The organism is Bradyrhizobium sp. MI1.3 (assembly GCF_055811695.1).
In genome coordinates, this window is the sequence record NZ_JBVVPQ010000023.1 from 1 (window position 1) to 17,464 (window position 17,464).

General features: G+C 62.1%; 31 protein-coding genes. 28 read left to right on the forward strand and 3 right to left on the reverse strand.

Going from position 1 to position 17,464, the window contains the following annotated elements:
- Together AC0L3A_RS18310 and AC0L3A_RS18315 are read right to left on the reverse strand one after the other, a co-directional pair.
- A partial coding sequence (locus tag AC0L3A_RS18310; protein ID WP_473254878.1) for a hypothetical protein occupies positions 1–320 on the reverse strand: 320 nt, incomplete at its 3' end.
- A gap of 391 nt (positions 321–711) precedes the next feature.
- Positions 712–975: a hypothetical protein gene (locus tag AC0L3A_RS18315; RefSeq protein WP_007591186.1), complete on the reverse strand. Its 264-nt coding sequence runs from the start codon at positions 973–975 to the stop codon at positions 712–714.
- Between the two features lie 254 nt (positions 976–1,229).
- Here AC0L3A_RS18315 and AC0L3A_RS18320 point away from each other — a divergent pair, with 254 nt between their 5' ends.
- Positions 1,230–1,424, forward strand: coding sequence for a hypothetical protein (locus tag AC0L3A_RS18320; protein ID WP_219680153.1), 195 nt, complete (start codon positions 1,230–1,232; stop codon positions 1,422–1,424).
- A gap of 86 nt (positions 1,425–1,510) precedes the next feature.
- On the opposite strand, the gene AC0L3A_RS18325 is transcribed toward AC0L3A_RS18320, so the two are convergent.
- Positions 1,511–1,657, reverse strand: a complete 147-nt coding sequence (locus AC0L3A_RS18325; protein WP_354128228.1) for a hypothetical protein — start codon at positions 1,655–1,657, stop codon at positions 1,511–1,513.
- 453 nt (positions 1,658–2,110) lie between these two features.
- On the opposite strand from AC0L3A_RS18325, the gene AC0L3A_RS18330 reads away from it, so the two are divergent.
- The 27 genes from AC0L3A_RS18330 (at position 2,111) to AC0L3A_RS18460 (ending at position 17,357) form a co-directional block, all read left to right on the forward strand.
- Positions 2,111–4,729 carry a DNA-directed RNA polymerase gene (locus tag AC0L3A_RS18330; RefSeq protein WP_473254879.1) on the forward strand — a complete coding sequence of 873 codons (2,619 nt, stop codon included), beginning with the start codon at positions 2,111–2,113 and terminating at the stop codon, positions 4,727–4,729.
- A complete protein-coding gene (locus AC0L3A_RS18335; protein WP_473254880.1) occupies positions 4,707–4,868 on the forward strand; it encodes a hypothetical protein in 162 nt (53 codons plus the stop codon). Before AC0L3A_RS18330 ends, AC0L3A_RS18335 begins: the two co-directional genes overlap by 23 nt.
- Positions 4,865–5,221 (forward strand): hypothetical protein, encoded by a 357-nt coding sequence (locus AC0L3A_RS18340; protein WP_473254881.1) that lies wholly within the window; start codon positions 4,865–4,867, stop codon positions 5,219–5,221. The genes AC0L3A_RS18335 and AC0L3A_RS18340 overlap by 4 nt, the downstream gene beginning before the upstream one ends.
- A gap of 121 nt (positions 5,222–5,342) precedes the next feature.
- Entirely contained in the window at positions 5,343–5,777 is a 435-nt protein-coding gene (locus AC0L3A_RS18345; protein WP_473254883.1) for a Tellurite resistance protein TerB, read from the forward strand.
- 96 nt (positions 5,778–5,873) lie between these two features.
- Positions 5,874–6,518, forward strand: coding sequence for a TerC family protein (locus AC0L3A_RS18350; RefSeq protein WP_473254884.1), 645 nt, complete (start codon positions 5,874–5,876; stop codon positions 6,516–6,518).
- A complete protein-coding gene (locus tag AC0L3A_RS18355; protein WP_473254885.1) occupies positions 6,511–6,633 on the forward strand; it encodes a hypothetical protein in 123 nt (40 codons plus the stop codon). Before AC0L3A_RS18350 ends, AC0L3A_RS18355 begins: the two co-directional genes overlap by 8 nt.
- 7 nt (positions 6,634–6,640) lie before the next feature.
- On the forward strand, positions 6,641–6,991 hold the full coding sequence (locus AC0L3A_RS18360) for a hypothetical protein (RefSeq protein ID WP_473254886.1): 351 nt from the start codon (positions 6,641–6,643) through the stop codon (positions 6,989–6,991).
- Positions 6,992–7,165 carry a hypothetical protein gene (locus tag AC0L3A_RS18365; RefSeq protein ID WP_473254887.1) on the forward strand — a complete coding sequence of 58 codons (174 nt, stop codon included), beginning with the start codon at positions 6,992–6,994 and terminating at the stop codon, positions 7,163–7,165.
- Positions 7,162–7,359 (forward strand): hypothetical protein, encoded by a 198-nt coding sequence (locus tag AC0L3A_RS18370; RefSeq protein ID WP_473254889.1) that lies wholly within the window; start codon positions 7,162–7,164, stop codon positions 7,357–7,359. Before AC0L3A_RS18365 ends, AC0L3A_RS18370 begins: the two co-directional genes overlap by 4 nt.
- Before the next feature lie 10 nt (positions 7,360–7,369).
- Positions 7,370–7,603: a hypothetical protein gene (locus AC0L3A_RS18375; protein ID WP_473254890.1), complete on the forward strand. Its 234-nt coding sequence runs from the start codon at positions 7,370–7,372 to the stop codon at positions 7,601–7,603.
- Positions 7,604–7,754: 151 nt separating this feature from the next.
- Positions 7,755–7,970 (forward strand): hypothetical protein, encoded by a 216-nt coding sequence (locus AC0L3A_RS18380; protein WP_473254891.1) that lies wholly within the window; start codon positions 7,755–7,757, stop codon positions 7,968–7,970.
- A 12-nt stretch (positions 7,971–7,982) separates the two neighbouring features.
- Positions 7,983–8,561: a hypothetical protein gene (locus AC0L3A_RS18385; RefSeq protein ID WP_473254892.1), complete on the forward strand. Its 579-nt coding sequence runs from the start codon at positions 7,983–7,985 to the stop codon at positions 8,559–8,561.
- Positions 8,561–9,013, forward strand: a complete 453-nt coding sequence (locus tag AC0L3A_RS18390) for a hypothetical protein (protein WP_473254893.1) — start codon at positions 8,561–8,563, stop codon at positions 9,011–9,013. Before AC0L3A_RS18385 ends, AC0L3A_RS18390 begins: the two co-directional genes overlap by 1 nt.
- A 507-nt stretch (positions 9,014–9,520) precedes the next feature.
- Positions 9,521–9,820, forward strand: a complete 300-nt coding sequence (locus AC0L3A_RS18395) for a helix-turn-helix domain-containing protein (RefSeq protein WP_473254894.1) — start codon at positions 9,521–9,523, stop codon at positions 9,818–9,820.
- Between the two features lie 109 nt (positions 9,821–9,929).
- Entirely contained in the window at positions 9,930–11,642 is a 1,713-nt protein-coding gene (locus AC0L3A_RS18400; protein WP_473254895.1) for a DnaB-like helicase C-terminal domain-containing protein, read from the forward strand.
- 9 nt (positions 11,643–11,651) lie between these two features.
- Positions 11,652–11,948: a hypothetical protein gene (locus AC0L3A_RS18405; RefSeq protein ID WP_473254896.1), complete on the forward strand. Its 297-nt coding sequence runs from the start codon at positions 11,652–11,654 to the stop codon at positions 11,946–11,948.
- Positions 11,945–12,100 (forward strand): hypothetical protein, encoded by a 156-nt coding sequence (locus tag AC0L3A_RS18410; RefSeq protein ID WP_473254897.1) that lies wholly within the window; start codon positions 11,945–11,947, stop codon positions 12,098–12,100. The genes AC0L3A_RS18405 and AC0L3A_RS18410 overlap by 4 nt, the downstream gene beginning before the upstream one ends.
- Positions 12,097–14,181 (forward strand): DNA polymerase, encoded by a 2,085-nt coding sequence (locus AC0L3A_RS18415; RefSeq protein ID WP_473254899.1) that lies wholly within the window; start codon positions 12,097–12,099, stop codon positions 14,179–14,181. The genes AC0L3A_RS18410 and AC0L3A_RS18415 overlap by 4 nt, the downstream gene beginning before the upstream one ends.
- A 34-nt stretch (positions 14,182–14,215) precedes the next feature.
- A complete protein-coding gene (locus tag AC0L3A_RS18420; RefSeq protein WP_473254900.1) occupies positions 14,216–14,389 on the forward strand; it encodes a hypothetical protein in 174 nt (57 codons plus the stop codon).
- Complete coding sequence (locus tag AC0L3A_RS18425; RefSeq protein WP_473254901.1) at positions 14,386–14,805, forward strand: hypothetical protein; 420 nt, start codon at positions 14,386–14,388, stop codon at positions 14,803–14,805. The genes AC0L3A_RS18420 and AC0L3A_RS18425 overlap by 4 nt, the downstream gene beginning before the upstream one ends.
- Positions 14,798–15,622 (forward strand): hypothetical protein, encoded by an 825-nt coding sequence (locus AC0L3A_RS18430; RefSeq protein WP_473254902.1) that lies wholly within the window; start codon positions 14,798–14,800, stop codon positions 15,620–15,622. Before AC0L3A_RS18425 ends, AC0L3A_RS18430 begins: the two co-directional genes overlap by 8 nt.
- On the forward strand, positions 15,619–15,918 hold the full coding sequence (locus AC0L3A_RS18435; RefSeq protein ID WP_473254903.1) for a DUF3310 domain-containing protein: 300 nt from the start codon (positions 15,619–15,621) through the stop codon (positions 15,916–15,918). The genes AC0L3A_RS18430 and AC0L3A_RS18435 overlap by 4 nt, the downstream gene beginning before the upstream one ends.
- 103 nt (positions 15,919–16,021) lie before the next feature.
- On the forward strand, positions 16,022–16,285 hold the full coding sequence (locus AC0L3A_RS18440; protein ID WP_473254904.1) for a hypothetical protein: 264 nt from the start codon (positions 16,022–16,024) through the stop codon (positions 16,283–16,285).
- Positions 16,282–16,437, forward strand: a complete 156-nt coding sequence (locus AC0L3A_RS18445; protein ID WP_473254905.1) for a hypothetical protein — start codon at positions 16,282–16,284, stop codon at positions 16,435–16,437. The genes AC0L3A_RS18440 and AC0L3A_RS18445 overlap by 4 nt, the downstream gene beginning before the upstream one ends.
- Positions 16,437–16,631, forward strand: a complete 195-nt coding sequence (locus AC0L3A_RS18450) for a hypothetical protein (protein ID WP_473254906.1) — start codon at positions 16,437–16,439, stop codon at positions 16,629–16,631. The genes AC0L3A_RS18445 and AC0L3A_RS18450 overlap by 1 nt, the downstream gene beginning before the upstream one ends.
- 52 nt (positions 16,632–16,683) lie before the next feature.
- Positions 16,684–17,064, forward strand: coding sequence for a GNAT family N-acetyltransferase (locus AC0L3A_RS18455; RefSeq protein WP_473254907.1), 381 nt, complete (start codon positions 16,684–16,686; stop codon positions 17,062–17,064).
- Positions 17,046–17,357 (forward strand): hypothetical protein, encoded by a 312-nt coding sequence (locus AC0L3A_RS18460; protein ID WP_473254908.1) that lies wholly within the window; start codon positions 17,046–17,048, stop codon positions 17,355–17,357. Before AC0L3A_RS18455 ends, AC0L3A_RS18460 begins: the two co-directional genes overlap by 19 nt.
- Positions 17,358–17,464 lie beyond the last annotated feature (107 nt).

A 17,464-nucleotide genomic window follows, 5' to 3' on the forward strand; every position in this document is an offset into this window, starting at 1 on the left:
GGTCGGGCCGCCCACATCACCACAAGACTTGACGCACAGACCCCGGGCGTCAGGACGACACGGTTTTGCCGTACGCTGTCAGCACCGGTCGTGTGCGCGACGCCTTCGCTCACGGTTTTGCCGCCCTGCGAAGCCCTTCGCGCCGATGCTGCCCGCGTCCACCGCAGCTCACCCCACGTTTCGTGACGATCGCGATACGCCCCTCTGACCGGGATGAGGTGGCGGCTGAATACGCCAAAGCCGAATTTCGGTAAAGCGGAATATTTTTGCGCGAGCGGATTGACCCGTCGTTTGGGTGTTTTGCCCGTCGGGCAACGCAAGGGATTGAAGCCCGGATTGCTTCGCGAATCCGGGCTATCGGCTGTCGCCTCACGGCCGCCGACACACCGGGTCGATCTCGATCAGTGCGTCCTAGCAGCCGGCTGCCAAAAACTGCTCGTGAGGAACCCTCGCGGCATCAATTTCCGAATTCGGAGAAACAACATGATCTTGCGCGACGCAGCGATCTGCCCGATTAGGGAATCATGCGGTGAGGTCATTTGACACAGATATGACAATCGAAGGACGCATCTGCGGCCGGCATCCGAAGCACATCACCCCCGTCCACAGTCTTTCCGCAGCATACCCACAGGCATATCCACAGGCCGACTATGCCGGATTCGCGAGCCCGCGCGAGCCACTTGCTGCGCACAAACCCACAGGCCCGGTATGTCAGCCGCCGCCCTGATCGAACACGGTGCGGCAAGCCTCACTCAAGCTTGACCTGTTACGGCGCAGGCACGCCGTGATGGCCCGGACGTTGGGGATCTCGCCGGCGCAGAGCCGGTAGACGTCGGGGGTGCAGGCCCGGCGCTGCTCGGGCGTTCCCTGCTGAGCATGGGCGGCGGAGGCAAACAGCGTCAGGAACAGCCCGACCGTCGAGGCGCGACGCGCCCGGCTTTTCACACCCGCAAACCGCAAGAACCTCGCCTTCATGACCAGTCTCCCGTCTGCCTTGCCCGCCGGCCTGTGTTGGCCGGTGTGCGAAGGGGTAGGAGAAATAAACAGCGGACGATGTGACCTCCTTCACACTGCGGGCACCCGGCAGGAACCTAAGTTTTCCAACGGGATTTCATCAATCGCTAACCAATCGGGACCCGATTGGCCGATCGTTAAAATACGAACGATCGGCTCAACCGGGAAGCAAACCCGCTTTGCGATATTGCGCCATCCGCGGGCCGGAGGGTGTGATGAGCGAAGCCGAGTTCAACTTACTGCTGGACGCCGTCCAGGACGCCATGATCCATGAAGATCTGGCGTTCGTGCCGGGGGAGGATTTCGTGCCGCGCTCGTGGACCTATTACGCGAAGCCCAAAGCTGCCAATGACAACGAGGGCGCGTGGCCCCTGCTACCTTTCCCGGACGGCTGGTACGCGGCCTGCTGAAGCCAATCTCGCCGTGAGCCGATGCGCCCGCGCTCTGCGGGCGTTTTGCTGTGGGCTCTACGCCGCGAAATCCGGCGCGACCGCGATCAAGTCTTGAGGCGGTCCTCGCCGTCCAGCGGCGCCCGGTCGGGTGCGGCCGAGGGGAAGATGCTGTCATAGATCGCGCGGGCCTCGCGAATGAGGCGAGCCCGCTCCAGCTCGGATTTCGGGACAAATCGGACGATTTCGCTCACGTGCTCTCCAGCGCTCGATCGTTGGGATGCATCACTTCGCAGATGCGAAGACTATGCCAGCGGGCTGAATGGTGGGTTTCCGCCGGGCCCCGGGTAAACCCGGTGTGCGCAGCCGGCACGCATCGCCCCCGCAGGCTGATGGCAGCCGCGACACGATCGGATATTCGCTGAGATATCAGGAGGTTGTGATGGAGGCCACGTCGGGACTCGAACCCGAGTAAACGGTTTTGCAGTCCGATCCGGTATAGTGTGTCACTTGTTATACATCCCGGACTTCCTATAGAGATACGAAGGCCGCCGCGCGCGGCCTTTATATGATCCGAAAGCATACCATCCGACACACAAGACCAAACGGGATAGGGTGTTTTCAGACATAGAGTGCTTAAAGATCAACGACTTACGACCAACTACCCCCCACACTTACACAGAACCCGGCGAAGGAGCGGTCCCCTGATGGACACACAAGTTCCCCATAATCAATCCCCGATCATTCTCGATCAGGCCCACGTGGATGCACTGTTCTCACAGGAGCCCGAGGCGATCCAGCGCGCAGCCGACAAGCTGACCAAGCGCCAGGACAGCATCTCGCTTCGTGAGGGATGGGGTGCCACGACCAGCGGCAAGGCAGTAGCGAAGGCTTACCTTCAGCGCATGTCGGACGCCGTGGCCCACGCCTTCGCCAATCCGCCGACCGACAACCGCTCCGCTCTCGCGGACCTGATCCGGACCCTGAACGGCCTGGACGTGGACGTGGTGTCCCTGTGCATTCTCCAGAACGCGCTGCACTGCATTGCGCGCCACGAGGACACAAATGCCATCCATTCGACCGTGGGCGCCGCGCTCGCAGCCGAGTGCTGGGGCGCCAAGCTGACCGAGCACAGCCCCCAGGCGGCCAAGAGGATCGCCAAGGCCCACAAGACCCGGCACGCCAAGGGGCGGCTGGACGCGGCCAAGAAGCACGCCTCGCGCCTGAAGAAGAACCCCTTCACGCAGCGCGATTGGGACAACGAGGAAATCGGCCGGGCGGGCATGTGGGCCATTCAGCTCATGATGGACGCCCTGGGCGACGCCTTCAGCGTTCGCAGCGAAGGCTACGGCAAGAACACACGGGAGTTCCTGGTGCTCTCCGACGCAGCCTGGGCGGTCGTAGACGAGGCGCTTGACGCGGCTGTCAACGGCAACCCTGTGTTCTGGCCGGAGAAGGTCCCGCCGAAGCCCTGGGATGCCTGGAACGGGTGTGGACCTGTGGATGCTCGTGTGAACGGCACCGTGACGTTCCTGCGCTCGTCCGCCAAGGACACCATCGCAGCAATGCGCGCGGCGATCCGCAACGGCACCGCCAAGCCCGCCTTGGACGCAGTGAACACGCTCCAGGGCACGCCCTGGGTGATCAACACGGCGATCCTGAACGTCATCGCAGAGTGCTCCGACCGCCACTATCAGGTGGACGGCCTCCCGCGTTGGCAGGCAATCGCCACGCCGAAGAAGATGCCCGACGCGTTGTGGGCCTCGCTGGACGAGGACCGGCAGCGGTTCGAGCGTCTGCGCAAGGCTGAGATTGGGCAGCTCAACAACGCAGCGAAGTGCGACCGCATCCAATTCAAGGAGGACATGAAGATTGCGCGGGCCATGGCGTCCGAGCCTGTCTTCTACACCCCAATGAATTGCGACTGGCGCGGTCGCGTCTACGGCATCACCCACTTCAACTACCAGCGCGAGGATCGCGTGCGCGCCCTCTTCCTTTGCAAGGACGCGGAGCCGCTGGGTGATGACGGTCTCTATTGGCTGAAGGTGCACGTAGCGAACTGCGGCGCCTTCAACAAAATCGACAAACGACCAATCAAGGAGCGCGTGCAGTGGGTGGACGACAATATCGAGCAACTGAAGCTGATCGCGGCCAAGCCACTTGCGCGGGATGTCCCCTATGGGATCAATCTCGCGTGGACGCAGGCCGACAGCCCGTTCCTGTTTCTCGCCGCCTGCCTCGAACTAGCCCGTGCGACTGCGGAGGGTGTGTCGTATGCATGTCAGCTCCCCGTAGCGTTCGACGGTAGCTGCTCAGGACTCCAGCATCTCAGTTTGATGACCCGCGCAGAGGAAGGCGCGCTCGTCAATCTGGTGCCCAGCCCCCTGCCGCAGGACATCTACAACACCGTCTCGGACATGGTGATCGCTCGCATCACCCTGGACCTGGACCACGAGCCGGACGACACAGAGGACGCGGAGAAGGTGAAAGCCAGTGACCGCATCCGCGCGCTGGCTCGCATGTTCCTCGCCTACGGCATCACCCGCAAGGAGTGCAAGCGCGGGGTTATGACCTATGCCTACTCGTCCAAAAAGTTCGGCATGGCCTGTCAAACCCAGGTTGACCTCATGGCTCCTTTAGCACGTCAAGTGCTGGAGGGAACGCGCGAGGTCCATCCGTTCGCGCCGTATCACGAAGGTGATGCGGAGCGCCCCGGCGCAGCGGCCCTCTATCTCGCGAAGCACGTCTTCGAGTCGATTGAGGAAGTCGCGAAGAAGCCCGCCGAGGCGATGAAGATGCTCCAGAAGCTTGCCCGCACCATGGCCCACGAAGGCAAACCCCTTCGCTGGACAACCCCGGTCGGCCTGCCCTGGATCAACCGCTATCACGATCCGAAGCTGAAGCGCGTCGAGCTGTTCTTGCAGAGCGGCGGCGTCAGCATCCGCAAGCGCATGACCGTCACGGTCGGCGACGAGCCGGAGATTAACAAGGACCGTGCGGCAAACGGCGTGGCGCCAAACTTCGTCCATGCACTCGACTCCAGTCATTTAATGCTGGTGGTGAATGCAGCGGCGAAGGAAGGCATCACGCAAATCGCGACCGTGCACGATAGCTTCGGCTGTCTGCCGTCACGTGCAACTCGCTTCCGCTCCATCATCCTCGAAGAGTTCGTGAGGATGTACGAGCAGCATGACGTGCTTAGCGAAGTGCTTTCACAGGCTACGTGTGACCTAACGCAGAACAATCACCACATGTTGCCCCCTGGTATCGACTTTGGACCTCTCAACTTGAAGGACGTTCTCAATGCTGAATTCGCGTTTGCCTGATCCCTCGCGCGTTGCGCGTGCGGCCGTAATGAACGGCCTTCCCATCCCTCCGGCCGTCGTCGCGCAGCTCGAAGCGCGCGGCGTCAATGTCGGAGACCTTGAGCAGCGTATCCGTCAGAACCTGGGGTTCAAGCTGTGAAGGGCTATTCCGACTTCGCCGACATCCTGGGACGCGTGCACTTCCCCGGCTTCTTCTTCCATCTCGCGTGGGTGGAGGACGCGCCGTATCTGCAAATCTACTGCCAGGAAGGCACGTGCAACGTCACCGGCAAGGCCATGGAGTGGAAGGGGCGCAAGTGGCGCCTCTCCCCGCACATGACGGACGGTGAAGTCGTGCAGACAGCGTTCATGGCTGTCATGGCGGCGCAGGAGCACGAGACCCGCGAGAAGTTCACCTATCGCGGCGTCTCCGTCTTCGATCCTCACTACGACATCGAGAAGCTGGTCGAGCTGCGCAAGCGGCCCGACGCTCTCCTGGAGCGCGCAGCGTGATCGTCGGCGTTCTGCTCAACCACGTCCTGGATGCCATCGGCGTCTACGCAATCATCATCTCCACCACCAAGATAGCGCGCGGGTATCCCGTGAAGCGCTGGTTCTTCTGAAAGGGACTACAATGGGACTTCTCTCGAAACTGTTTGCTGACGCGCGCAAGGCCGTGAACTCCTACGTCGGCGACGACGCCTTCCTGAAGGCCGTGGCTTCGGCCGCTGCCAACGTGACCGCCGCTGACGGCGTTGTCGAGGACAACGAAGTCGATGCTGCCATCAAGGGCATGCAGGCGAACGCCATCGTCGGCCCGTCGTTCAACGCTACTCAGATCAGCGACGCCTACGGTCTCGCCCTGATCCGCGCGAAGACCCGTGCGGGCCGCATGGAGAACAAGCGCAACATCGAAGCGCTCGTGGGCCGTGACGCGACCGTGCGCCAGGACGTGTTCCTGATCGCGGCCGACGTGGCTGACCAGGGCGGCATCGGCGACCAGGAGATGGTCGTTCTGACCGACATCGGCGGCCTGCTGAACCTGGACGCAAAGAAGCTTCTCGCCTGATGAACGTGGAGGTTCTGCTGGTGGTCGCGATGCTCTGCGTCGCACCACCGGCCCTCTATTACATCTTCGTGCACTAACTCATTCTAGGAGACCTTCATGGATACGTTTCTGATCGCGCTGCTTGGCATCGTGTGGATCGACCTTCTTCTCTCCGGTGACAACGCAGTCGTCATCGCTCTCGTCAGCCGACAACTGCCTGCCAATCAGCAGAAGTGGGGCATCATCGGCGGCACCGCCGCTGCGATTGGCCTGCGCGTCGTTATGTCCTTCTTCGCCGCCTGCCTGCTGGGTGTGCCGGGACTGAGCATCCTTGGTGGTCTCTTCCTTCTGTGGGTGGCTGCAAAGCTGGTCATGGGCGAGGACGACGACGCGGGCGAAGTGAAGCCCGCCATGACGCTGATGTCAGCAATCACCACCATCGCTATCGCGGACGCCAGCATGAGCCTGGACAACGTGATGGCGGTCGCCGCTCTCGCGCACGGCTCTGGCCTGCTGATGGCGATTGGTGTCCTGCTGTCGATCCCGCTGGTTATCGCGGGCAGCGCTATCATCTCGTCCATCATCGGCCGCTTCCCCATCCTCTCGTGGGCTGGCGCGGCGTTGCTTGGCTGGGTTGCTGGCGGCATCATCGCCACGGACCCGTGGTCGTTCGGTATCGACCACTATTCGTCGTGCTTCGTGGGCCTCGCCCTCGTGCTGACGGCGGGTCTCGTCCAGCGCTTCCGGGTGCAACATGCATAAGTGGGAAATCTGGTACGGCTCCGACGCCGACTACATGATCTTCGTCAGCCTCGAAGGCGGACGCTGGGTCGAACACACTCGCTGGATGATCCCAGGAACACAAATCGAGGACTAACACGACAATGAAGCGACTGCTGCTTATCGCAGCGCTCGCGGCATCTCTACTGACCGTCGCCTTCTGCCATCACGCAGGGCCGTCCGGCCAGGAAGTCACAGTGCAAACGACAGAACAGGCGCCCGTGGAAACCCCATCGGCGCCTGTCGTCGTTCCGGAGCCTCCCCAGGCTGCGCCACCTGTGCGCCGAGTGCCGACGCAGCGCGTCAAGACCAAGCCCCACCATCGTCCGGTGAAGGCCGCACCAAAGCATACCCCTCTGCCACCGCCGCCCGTGGAAGACCTGCCGCCGCAGCAAGGCGTCGTCTGCATCTTCCCGTTCAACATGATCCCGACCTGCACACCAGGAGTGCCGTAAATGAAGAAGCCGAACGTGATTATCCGCATGGGTGCGGCCAACTACGATGCCCGCGTGCGCGGCAAAGACGGCGCGTTCGTGCGCTTCGACCTGAGAGCAATGGAGAAGCGTGCTCGCAGCAACTTCCACCGGGAGTTCATGAACGCGTTCCGCGCGTCGAGGACGGCAGCGTGATCGCCACGTCCCTCCTGCAAATCGTCGTCACGGTGTTCATCGCCGGGCAACCGCCCGTGCGCGAGGCGCTGCCGACGCTCTACGCCGTTACCAACACCGCCTGCGAGGACCGCGCCGCGTCGATCAAGGCGCACGCTCTCAAGGACTTCAACGTGACCGTCGAGTGCGTCAGCACCGACAACCGCAACTCATAAGGAACGACTGATGTTCTCCAAGATCAAAGCTTTCTTCGTCACCGTCGAGCACGATGTCGAAGCCATCATCTCCAACTTCACCAACACCGTGACGAAGCTGGAAGACGCCGTGTCGGCGAAGCAGCTCGAAGCCGCCGCGCACGATGCAGCCTCCCGCGTCGCAGCCGCCGCAGCCGCCGAGGCCCGCGATGTCGCCAAGCGCGCCTACGACGTGGCCGAGAAGATCAAGGCGCTCGTCTCCTGACGCTGGCCGAACGAATTGAAGACTGTGCTCGCGACCTGAACCTCCGCTCACGCGAGGAATGGGAGCGCGGGCACAGGCAACAATCCCTGCTCCTAGCAGCCAGGGCGAGCGCCATGTTCGCCACTGCTTACCAACTCCGAAGGATGGACTGATGGACTATCAGCAGATCACGCTCGCCTACGCCTACAACGACGATGACGGTGCGCAGAGCACGCAGATTGCGATCAAGGACGACGCCGCTGGCGACCTCCCGCACGTGCTCACGCAGATCACCCACTTCCTGCGCGCAGCAGGCTTCACCTACGTCGAGCAGCTTGTCGCCCACAGCTCCGACATGATCCACCCCGGCGAAGACCTCGCCGTCTAAGAAGGACCAGCATTGTCTAAGAAAATTCGCTTCATCACGCCCGTTGTTACCCTGGTGTGGCCGAAGCTCAATACCCCGGACGTGTACAAGCCCAAGAAGGGACCCGAGAAGGTCCGCTACACGACGGACGCCAAGATGGCGCCGGACGACCTGAAGAAACTGAAGAAGTATTTCCAGGACCTCGCCAAGAAGCATCTCTCGGATGTCGAGACGCCGAAGCTTCCGCTCAAGGAAGACAAGAAGACCGGCGAGCTGTTGCTGACCGCGACCTCCGGCGTGAAGTACCGCCCGCCCGTGTTCGCCGCAGACGGCGAGACGCGCATCCCTGCCTCCGTGGAAATCGGCGGCGGCACCAAGGCGAAGCTGGACCTGACCGTCAACTTCTTTGAAATCTCGGACGAGAACAGCGGCATCAACCTCTACATCAACGCTGTGCAGGTTCTCGACCTCCAGGAAGGCGGCTTCAAGTCGAACTTCGGCGCCGAGGAAGGCTTCACCTACAAGGGAGCCGAGGACGGCGAAGACAACAGCACGTCATCGTCGGATGACGAGGACGACGACGGGGAAGTCGAAAGCCCCTTCAAGTTCTGATGCCCTCGAAACCTGCTCTCTGCCTCGAACCGGCGTTCCGGTCGGGGTCAGAGAAGAAGGTCGCTACGCAACTGGACTACGCTGGTGTGGCCTATGACTTCGAGAGTCATTGGGTGCACTACGAAGTGCCAGCGCGGAGCGCGAAGTATCTGCCGGACTTCCCGATCAAGGACACCAACATCATCCTTGAAGTGAAGGGGCGGTTCGGCGGTGCATTTCGTGGGAGCAAAGGCAGCACGGAGGAACGGCAAAAGCTGTGCCTCCTGAAGGAGCAACACCCCGAACTAGACATCCGCATCGTCTTCGATAACGCGCGTCTGCCGATCTACAAAGGCAGCAAGACCACCTACGGAAAGTGGGCGACCGACCACGGCTTCAAGTGGGCGGACAAAGGGACTGTCCCCGCCGCGTGGATCGAGGAAATCAGGAAAGCACAAAAGGGCTCCAAGTGAGCCCACGAGGCATCCACGGGTAGCGCCCGTGGCGCAAACGGCAGCGCAGGTCGTGACAGGCGGGGAGAGACCCGCACAAGTTCACCCTTGCTTACTCAGGGGGACGGATGGGCTCCACGTGGAAACACGTGGGGCCGATCCTACTGCGGTATACACGGAGGCGGTCGTAGCACTCGACCGGCACACAGCTCATGTGTGGCAGGGGCAAGAGCAAGAACCCTGCCTCTCTGTATACCGGAGTGTCGGAGCAACCGCGTTCAGCATGTCAGTCGTCAGCCCCTATTGGGCCTGATCAGCCCAAGGGCGCGACTTGAGTGTGCGGAATGTAAAGCAGTGCTCCCGACCCCGGCACCAATGGGCCTGATCCGCTCATGCCGGGGAAGTTAAGGCAGCGTCCCGGTTCGAGCCCGGCGACGGCGCACCAGGGCGCGATGCTGCAACAGGCTCCACGTGAAAACGCGTGGGGCCTTTTCCATTTCACCACCCACCAACGCAAAGAGGTTTCGCATGACTACGTTGACTCTCGGAGTGCCTTCCATCGCCAAGGACCTGAAGCTGCCGCCGCAGGCACGCATGATCTTGGCGCATCTGGAGAAGGGCAAGACCATCACGCCCATGGAGAGCATGATCGTCTACAGCATCTATCGGCTGTCGGACTGCATTCTCAAAATCCGCGACGCAGGCTACCCGGTGCTGACCGAGGATCGCCGCGACGCGCAGGGCCACAAGTACGCTCGCTATCGGCTCGCGAAGACTGACTTCGAGAAGCAGCTCGCGCGCTCACAGCGCAACAAGGTCGCAGCCTAGTGGACGACTTCTTCCAGATGCTCGCCATCTACGACAAGCTGGCGACGTTCGGTGAGGCGATGTTCGTCATCGCCGCCGTCCTCCTGGTCGCCTACCTGATCTTCGACTGATGGCAAATTTCGTACAGCACGAGCCGTGCCCTGGGTGCGGCTCGTCTGACGGGCTTGCCCGCTACGACGACAACAGCGCGCACTGCTTCGCGTGCAAGGACTACAACGAGAAGGGAGACGGCGAGCCGGTGAAGGCTCTCACTGACGACACCGACAAGGACTGGACGCCAATCGAAGGCGACGTTCGAGGCTTCGAGCGTGAATTCGGGATCAACGAGAAGACGTGCGCCTTCTGGCGCTACAAGGTCGGCCGCCTGTCGGATGGCACTCCCTGCCATATCATGGAGAGCCGCGACGACAGCGGCAAGCTGATCGGACAGAAGCTACGCACGCCCGAGACCAAGGGCATGTGGCGTGGCAGCGCCAAGAACCCGCCCCTCTACGGCAAGTGGCTGTGGCCCGCTGGCGGCAAGTATCTGACCATCACCGAGGGCGAGAAGGACGCTATGTCCATGTCGCAGGCGAACGGGCTGAAATTCCCGGTCGTCTCACTGCCCAACGGCACGGGCTCCGTCGCCCAGGTGATCAAGCGCGACTACGACTACATCACGTCGTTCGAGACCATCGTCCTCATGTTCGACATGGACGAGCCCGGCCAGAAGGCCGTGGAGGACGCGCTGGAGCTGCTACCGCCCGGCAAGGTCAAGGTCGCGAAGCTGAGCCGCAAGGACGCCAACGATGTCCTCTTCCACGACGGCCCTGGGCCGCTGGTGGAGGCGTTCTGGAAGGCCGAGGTCTATCGGCCGGACGGCATCGTTGACGGCTCCGAGTTCACGCTGGAGCGCATCTCTTCGCCCACGAGTGCGGGCTTCCCGTTCCGCTATCCCAAGCTTCAGGAGATGACCTACGGCCTCCGCAAGGGCGAGCTGACGATCATCACCGCAGGCTCCGGCATCGGCAAGTCCACCTGGGCTCGCGAGATTGCCTACGACCTGCACCAGACGCACGGCCAGAAGATCGGCAACGTCTATCTCGAAGAGAACAACACCAAGACGGCGCAGGGTTACGTGGCGCTGCACGCAGGCGTCCCGCTGGGGCGCTATCGGCACAACCCGCTGATCGTGCCCGAGGCTATGCGTCGGGAAGCGCTGGATAAGATCATCCGCCAGCGCATGGTCTTCTACGACCATTTCGGATCGCTGGAGAGCAAACGCCTGATGAACAAGCTGCGCTACATGGCGCAGGTCGAGAAGTGTGATTTCGGAATTTTAGACCACATTTCCATAATGACATCAGGAATTGAAAGCAGCAGCGAAGGGGAGCGTAAGGACATCGATATTCTGATGACGAACCTTCGGTCGCTGATCGAAGAGACGGGCATCGGCATCGTCGCAATCGTCCATCTCAAGCGCTCGCAGGGCAAGAACTTCAACGAAGGCGCGCAGGTATCTCTCACGGACTTCCGTGGGTCGGCCGCCATCGAACAGCTCTGCGACAACGCCTACGCCCTGGAGCGCAACCAGCAAGGCGACGAGAACCTTAAGCGCCTGTCCCAAATCCGCGTGCTGAAGTGTCGCGAAGGCGAGGACACCGGCGAGGCTGACCTGATGGCCTACAACAAAGACACCGGGCGCAACGAACTCGCATCAGCCTTCCAATCGGAGGCCGTGCAGAACGCCCGCGACAATGCCAACCCCAAGGGTCGCCCACGCGCACCCCAAAAGGTTCACAGGTTCGACGCGACCGGCGACGACACCGACATCCCCTTCTAAGGAGCACACATGGGCATTTGGATCGAAGAGAACGCGCGTAACGCGAAGCACGCCGAGCTGTACAAGGCGATCATCAGAGAGGTCTACGGCGCCACCGAGGTCGGCATCGGGCACCACCTGATGTTCAACACCCCGAACGGCACCGACGAACAGCCGAGCGCCGACACGCTGATCTTCGACCATGCCGTGGCGAAGAAGCTGTGGGGCTCTGACTGGATGCGCAACCTTCCCCTGCTCGCACTGACGCCCGCCGACAAGCGGGACGATCTGCTGGGCGACCTCTACTATTCACGGAGAGCAAAATGAAACACCAGACTGCGCGCGAGGCAATCGCGTGGCTGCAAACGCTGCCGCCCTACTACACCGTGGAGACTATTGTGGTCCACGTGGAGCCCGAGCCGAAGGAGCCGCCGCAGCCGCAGCAACTCGACCTGTTCGGGTGGCCTGACCACCTGTGAGGCTTCTGTTCGACCTCGAAGGCGACGGACTACTCGAAACTGGCACCAAGGTTCACTGTCTCGCGGCAATCAATGTCGATACAGAGGACCGCTACGACTTCAAGCCGGACCAGCTTGATGACGCGCTGAAGCTGCTTGATCAGGCAACCGTCCTGATCGGCCACAACATCCAGCGCTTCGACATCCCCTACCTGCTGAAGATTATGGGCTGGGCGCCGAAGCCGGGTGTCCGCGTGATCGACACCATGATCACCGCGCGCCTGATCTATCCGAACGTCAAGGCGACGGACCCTGAGCTGATCCGCAAGGGACAGATGCCGCCCGGCAGAAAGCACGCGGGCAAGCACACTCTCGCGGCCTGGGGCTTCCGCCTTGGCGAGCAGAAGGGCGACTACTCGGAGGTCAAGGAAGCCGAGGCGCGCGCGCTGGGCTTCACCGACGAAGAGGCAATCAAGCGCTACGTGTGGTGCTCCTGGAACCAGGAGATGCACGACTACATGATCCAGGACGTTGAGACCAATCTCGCGCTCTGGAGGAAGCTGCGTGTCGAGAAGTATTCCCAGGACGCTATCGCCCTGGAGCATCGTGCGGCCCGCGTCTGTGATGCCATCAACGAAGCTGGCGTCCCGTTCAGCCTGAAGAAGGCAGGCGCACTGCACGCGCAACTGATGCAGAAGAAGGCCGCCGTGGAAGCACGGCTGGTCGAAGAGTTTGGCTTCTGGCTTCAGCCAGTGAGCCCGGACCCGACGAAGGCCGAGTTCATCCCCAAGAAGGTGAACAAGCGGCTGGGCTACTGCTGGGGACCATCGTCCGATTGCTGGACATACACCGACGAACGTGGGCGCGAGCGCACGCAGTACGGCTACCCCTGCACCAAGCTGAAGCCCGTCACGTTCAATCCAGGCTCGCGCGATCATATCGCGAAGGTCCTGGTCGCGCGTGGCTGGGAGCCGACCAAATACACTGATGGTGGCAAGCCGCAGATTGACGAAGAAGTCATCGAAGGCATCGTCCAGCGCTTTCCCGAGATGGACGGCATTGGCGACTACCTGATGCTGGAGAAGCGCCTGTCACAGCTCGCCGAGGGCAAGCAGGCGTGGCTTCTGGCGGTCCAGGGCGACGGCCGTATCCACGGCGTCATCAACCCCATGGGCACCATTACGAGCCGTGGCGCGCACTTCTTCCCGAACCTGGGACAGGTGCCGAACATGGCTTCACCGTTCGGACCTGAGTGTCGAGACTGCTTCGACATCGGCGACTTCCCAGGCGTGTTCCTGGGCGCCGACATGTCCGGCCTGGAGCTGCGTGGCCTGGGGCACTATCTCGCCCCGCTGGACGGCGGCTCCTACATGACAACGGCGGTCAGCGGCGACATCCATTGGGTGAACGCCGTCGCTATGGGCTTGGCTGAAGGCGAGCGCGACAAGGCGCCCGACGACGCAGAGCCCACGCCGCGCCAGATGCTCCACACGATCATTCGTGAGGACGGATCGAAGCGCTTTATCTACGCCTACATCTACGGCTGCGGCGACGGTATGGCTGGGGAAATCATCCTCAACTGCCTGACCAAGGCGAAGCGTGAAGGCGGCGAAGAAGGCGCAGCGCTGTACGAGAAGTTCTTCGGCAAGGGCGTCCCTGGTGAGGCCAAGCTGAAGCGCGTCGGCGCAAAGGTCCGCGAGGGCTTCCTGCACGCGATTGACGGCTTCTCCGATCTGAAGGCCAAGCTGGCACTCCAGGTCGAGCAGTACGGCTGGGTGCCGGGCCTGGACGGCCGACGCATCCCCGTGCGTTCGGAGCACAGCGCCTTAAATTTCATGATCCAGTCATGCGGAGCGATCCTCTGCAAACGCTGGATGTGCGACGTGTTCGATGAACTCTGCGCCCGCTTCAAGCTGGGTGTGGACTTCCAGTTTGTGCTGTGGGTCCACGACGAACTGCAACTGCTTGTGAGAAGGGAAATTGTCGAAGAAGTCAAAGAAGTCATCAAGCGGCTCGCCGCGAGCGCGGGCACGCCATACGGCTTCCGTGGCCCGCTCAAAGCCGACGCCAAAACCGGCACAAGCTGGAAGGACACCCACTAGCCCTGAAGAGAGGCTGCGGGACCTGCTGCAACGCGTGTGGCGCTACGAGATGAAGTGCAAGGCGGACTACGCCCGCACCAACGCAGAAATCGTCGCTATGGCGGCAAGTCTTCAACTGATCAGCACCAAGACCGACTCGAACCAGTTTGCGTCGGCTTGGCTGATCACCCCAAAGGGCCTGACGTGGCTCAATCAAGGAAACGGATGAAAGCACCCGACCAAACCATCTCCCTCCAGGCCGACACTCTCGATTTGACGCTGGACGCGCTCTTTGGCGACAACGCCGGAGAGAAGGTCAAGCGTGTCTATGACATGCTGAACGCGCGTATCACCGAGGCCGAGCGCCTGGGCTTCGACCGCGGACTGGAGACAAAAGAGACGGACATGCGCGCCCTGGAGCGGGAGCGTGACATGCTGACGGCAACCGTTGCCCGCCTGGAGCAGCGCATCGCGAGCACCAACGCGTATGCGAAGGCCGTCGAGCAGTCCCACCGCAACAACGCCCTGCAACAGGGTGTCCCGCCCGTGCAGCAGGCGTATCAGTGGGCGCCGCAGCCGCAGCCCCACAACCACACGATAGACCCGGCCGAGCTGGACCGCCTCATGCGAGGCGATATTGGCTAAGCGTATCCTCCTAATCGACGGCGACCAATTCCTCTTCAAGGCGGCGGTCGCTGTCGAGAAGGAAACCCGCTGGGACGACCAGAACCACGTTCTCTACTCCAACAGCAACGAAGCCTGGGACGTGCTGGTGGGCATGATGGACCGAATCTTCGAGCGGTTCGAGACCAAGGAGCACGCGCTGTGCTTCTCCACCGACTCTTCCAAGCCGAACTTCCGCTTCTCCGTGTGGTCCGGATACAAGGGCCAGCGCGATCCTCGCAAGCCTCTCTGCTACGCGAAGCTGCGCGAGAAGGTCGAAGGCTCCTACAACTGTGTGATGATGCCCGGCCTGGAGGCCGACGACGTGATGGGCATTCTGGCGACGAAGCCAGGGCGCACTCGCCGCATCATCGTCTCCCAGGACAAGGACATGCGAACCATTCCGACGCTCGTCTGGAATGGCAAGGACGAATACGATGTCACGCCGCAACAGGCTGACGACTTCCATCTCTATCAAACGCTGATCGGCGACACGTCGGACGGCTACCCAGGCTGTCCTGGTGTGGGCGCAGTCACGGCCGAGGCGTTCCTGAAGGAGCCCTACGAGCTGACGCCCTACGTGCACACGATGAAGTCGGGCAAGCGCAAGGGTGAGACGGAAATCCGCTTCAACGAAGTGCCCACGGACAACGTGTGGGCTGGTGTCGTCTCCTTCTACAAAAAGGTCGGCCTGACCGAAGACGACGCGCTCGTGCAAGCCCGATTGGCGCGCATCCTGCGCTGGAGCGATTGGGACGCCGAGAACAAAGAACCGATATTGTGGAGCCCATCGAAGTGAAGAAACCGAGGAAGACGGCGAGCCCCGTGCGCGCCGCCAACTCCGCGCTGCGAACGCAGGTCGGCGGAAGCCACTACAACACGCTGCGCATACAGCCAATGGAATACATCCTCGCCAACAACATCCGCTTCCCCGAGGGCAGCGTCATCAAATACGTGACGCGCTGGCAGGGGAAGAACGGGATCGAGGACCTGCGCAAGGCGCGGCAGACTATCGACGTGATCATTGAGGACGCACTCGCGAACGGCTGGCCCGAGGCGAAGGCGTTCCGGAAACCGAGAAGGAAGACCAAGTAATGCTGCAACGAGTTGCGAACTGGCACGGCGAGCAAGCTGTGAAGGCTTACCGCTCGCGCCGCTACAAGGACTACCGTCGCCACGCGCGCATCGCGGACAGCCTGTGGCTTGCCAAGTAAAGCGTGAAGACGGCATCACCGTCTACACCATCCCGGCCGACAAGGCCGTGTGCAATGCCGGGGGCGAAAGGCTCCCGGCGTCGCCGCCCGTCGAGGTCTGGTGGAGCATGCTCCGCACGCGGCGCGAGGAAACCCTGCTGATGCGCCAAGAGCGCGCGGACGGCAGCGGCGCCGACATTATCGAGATGACGCTGGGTCAGGTCTACGACGCGATCCACGCGCTCGCCTGGGCGGTAATGCGCCCGTGACGCTGGTCGAGAGGCTGGCGAAGGCGGTGGACGAACACACGGCCGAGAACCCACGCACCACCGTGAAGGACACCCTGTCAGCGCTGCGCACCGTGGCGAACAAGGTCGTCCAGTACATGGAACACCAACACAAATCGAGGACGCTTCACTGATGGCGCGTTCGAGCAACGTTTACGTCGTCGTGCCCAAGGGCTGCATGACGCCGGTCGCAGGCTTCACCGTGAAGCACGAGCTGATGGACTTCCTGTCCACCCGCGCCGTGAAGTTTCGCGTCTGGAGGATCAGCGACGGCGCCTGGAAGCCGAAGGTCACGGACATCACCGAGGACTGCTACGCTGACGTATAGGACCAAGCGCGTAGACGGCACCGACGAAGAGACCTCCGAAGTCCTGAAGGCCATGCACACGCTCTGCTTCAAGAGCAGCGCCCCGCAGGTCGAGCCAGAGACGGACTTCTGGTGGATCACCTACTTCAACAAGGAGCCCGTCGCCTTCGCTGCGATGGCGCCAAGTGTCTCTACTCCAGAATACGGCTACCTGAAGCGCGCCGGGGTGCTCCCCGAGCATCGCGGCAAGGGTCTCCAATTCAGGCTCATTCGCGTGCGCGAAGCCTTCGCGCGCAAGAAGGGCTACACCTGGATGATCACCGACACCACGAACAACCCGGCATCCGCCAACACACTGATCAAGGCAGGCTATCGGCTGTACCAGCCGCAGGACCCATGGGCATTCACGTGCGACATGGGCCAGCACAGCCTCTATTGGGAGAAGCATCTCTGACCCATCACCTTTACCAAACCCGCAGCATCGAACAGCGCACGCTGGACACCCTGGAGCGCATCGAGAAGCACTTCGAGCGCGCTATCGAGCTGCTGACCAAGCAGACGCGCGCAGACGCACTGTCCACGCTGGCAGAGCAGGACGCCGAGACGATGGACGCCCCACGCGCTCCCAAGCGCACCCCTGAGTCCCCCGATGCGATCAAGGACCTGGACGGCCACGTGGTCGGCTACAAGGCCCGTGTCGCGCACCAGGGTCCGAACCAGCAACAGGTCCGGAAGCCCCGCAAGTGATCTACCTCCTGGTCATCGCGATCATAATCGCCGCCCAGGTGAGGCCGAATGGATAACGCCCGCAACCCCTTCTATCCCGCCGACGTGCCCGCATTCCTGCGGAGACC

Bases quoted from the DNA above. Each gene is read 5' to 3' on its own strand.
- AC0L3A_RS18315 (WP_007591186.1), bottom strand. From the start codon at position 975: ATGAAGGCGAGGTTCTTGCGGTTTGCGGGTGTGAAAAGCCGGGCGCGT.
- AC0L3A_RS18320 (WP_219680153.1), top strand. From the start codon at position 1,230: ATGAGCGAAGCCGAGTTCAACTTACTGCTGGACGCCGTCCAGGACGCC.
- AC0L3A_RS18330 (WP_473254879.1), top strand. From the start codon at position 2,111: ATGGACACACAAGTTCCCCATAATCAATCCCCGATCATTCTCGATCAG.
- AC0L3A_RS18335 (WP_473254880.1), top strand. From the start codon at position 4,707: ATGCTGAATTCGCGTTTGCCTGATCCCTCGCGCGTTGCGCGTGCGGCC.
- AC0L3A_RS18345 (WP_473254883.1), top strand. From the start codon at position 5,343: ATGGGACTTCTCTCGAAACTGTTTGCTGACGCGCGCAAGGCCGTGAAC.
- AC0L3A_RS18350 (WP_473254884.1), top strand. From the start codon at position 5,874: ATGGATACGTTTCTGATCGCGCTGCTTGGCATCGTGTGGATCGACCTT.
- AC0L3A_RS18355 (WP_473254885.1), top strand. From the start codon at position 6,511: ATGCATAAGTGGGAAATCTGGTACGGCTCCGACGCCGACTACATGATC.
- AC0L3A_RS18360 (WP_473254886.1), top strand. From the start codon at position 6,641: ATGAAGCGACTGCTGCTTATCGCAGCGCTCGCGGCATCTCTACTGACC.
- AC0L3A_RS18365 (WP_473254887.1), top strand. From the start codon at position 6,992: ATGAAGAAGCCGAACGTGATTATCCGCATGGGTGCGGCCAACTACGAT.
- AC0L3A_RS18375 (WP_473254890.1), top strand. From the start codon at position 7,370: ATGTTCTCCAAGATCAAAGCTTTCTTCGTCACCGTCGAGCACGATGTC.
- AC0L3A_RS18380 (WP_473254891.1), top strand. From the start codon at position 7,755: ATGGACTATCAGCAGATCACGCTCGCCTACGCCTACAACGACGATGAC.
- AC0L3A_RS18390 (WP_473254893.1), top strand. From the start codon at position 8,561: ATGCCCTCGAAACCTGCTCTCTGCCTCGAACCGGCGTTCCGGTCGGGG.
- AC0L3A_RS18395 (WP_473254894.1), top strand. From the start codon at position 9,521: ATGACTACGTTGACTCTCGGAGTGCCTTCCATCGCCAAGGACCTGAAG.
- AC0L3A_RS18400 (WP_473254895.1), top strand. From the start codon at position 9,930: ATGGCAAATTTCGTACAGCACGAGCCGTGCCCTGGGTGCGGCTCGTCT.
- AC0L3A_RS18405 (WP_473254896.1), top strand. From the start codon at position 11,652: ATGGGCATTTGGATCGAAGAGAACGCGCGTAACGCGAAGCACGCCGAG.
- AC0L3A_RS18410 (WP_473254897.1), top strand. From the start codon at position 11,945: ATGAAACACCAGACTGCGCGCGAGGCAATCGCGTGGCTGCAAACGCTG.
- AC0L3A_RS18425 (WP_473254901.1), top strand. From the start codon at position 14,386: ATGAAAGCACCCGACCAAACCATCTCCCTCCAGGCCGACACTCTCGAT.
- AC0L3A_RS18450 (WP_473254906.1), top strand. From the start codon at position 16,437: ATGGCGCGTTCGAGCAACGTTTACGTCGTCGTGCCCAAGGGCTGCATG.
- AC0L3A_RS18455 (WP_473254907.1), top strand. From the start codon at position 16,684: ATGCACACGCTCTGCTTCAAGAGCAGCGCCCCGCAGGTCGAGCCAGAG.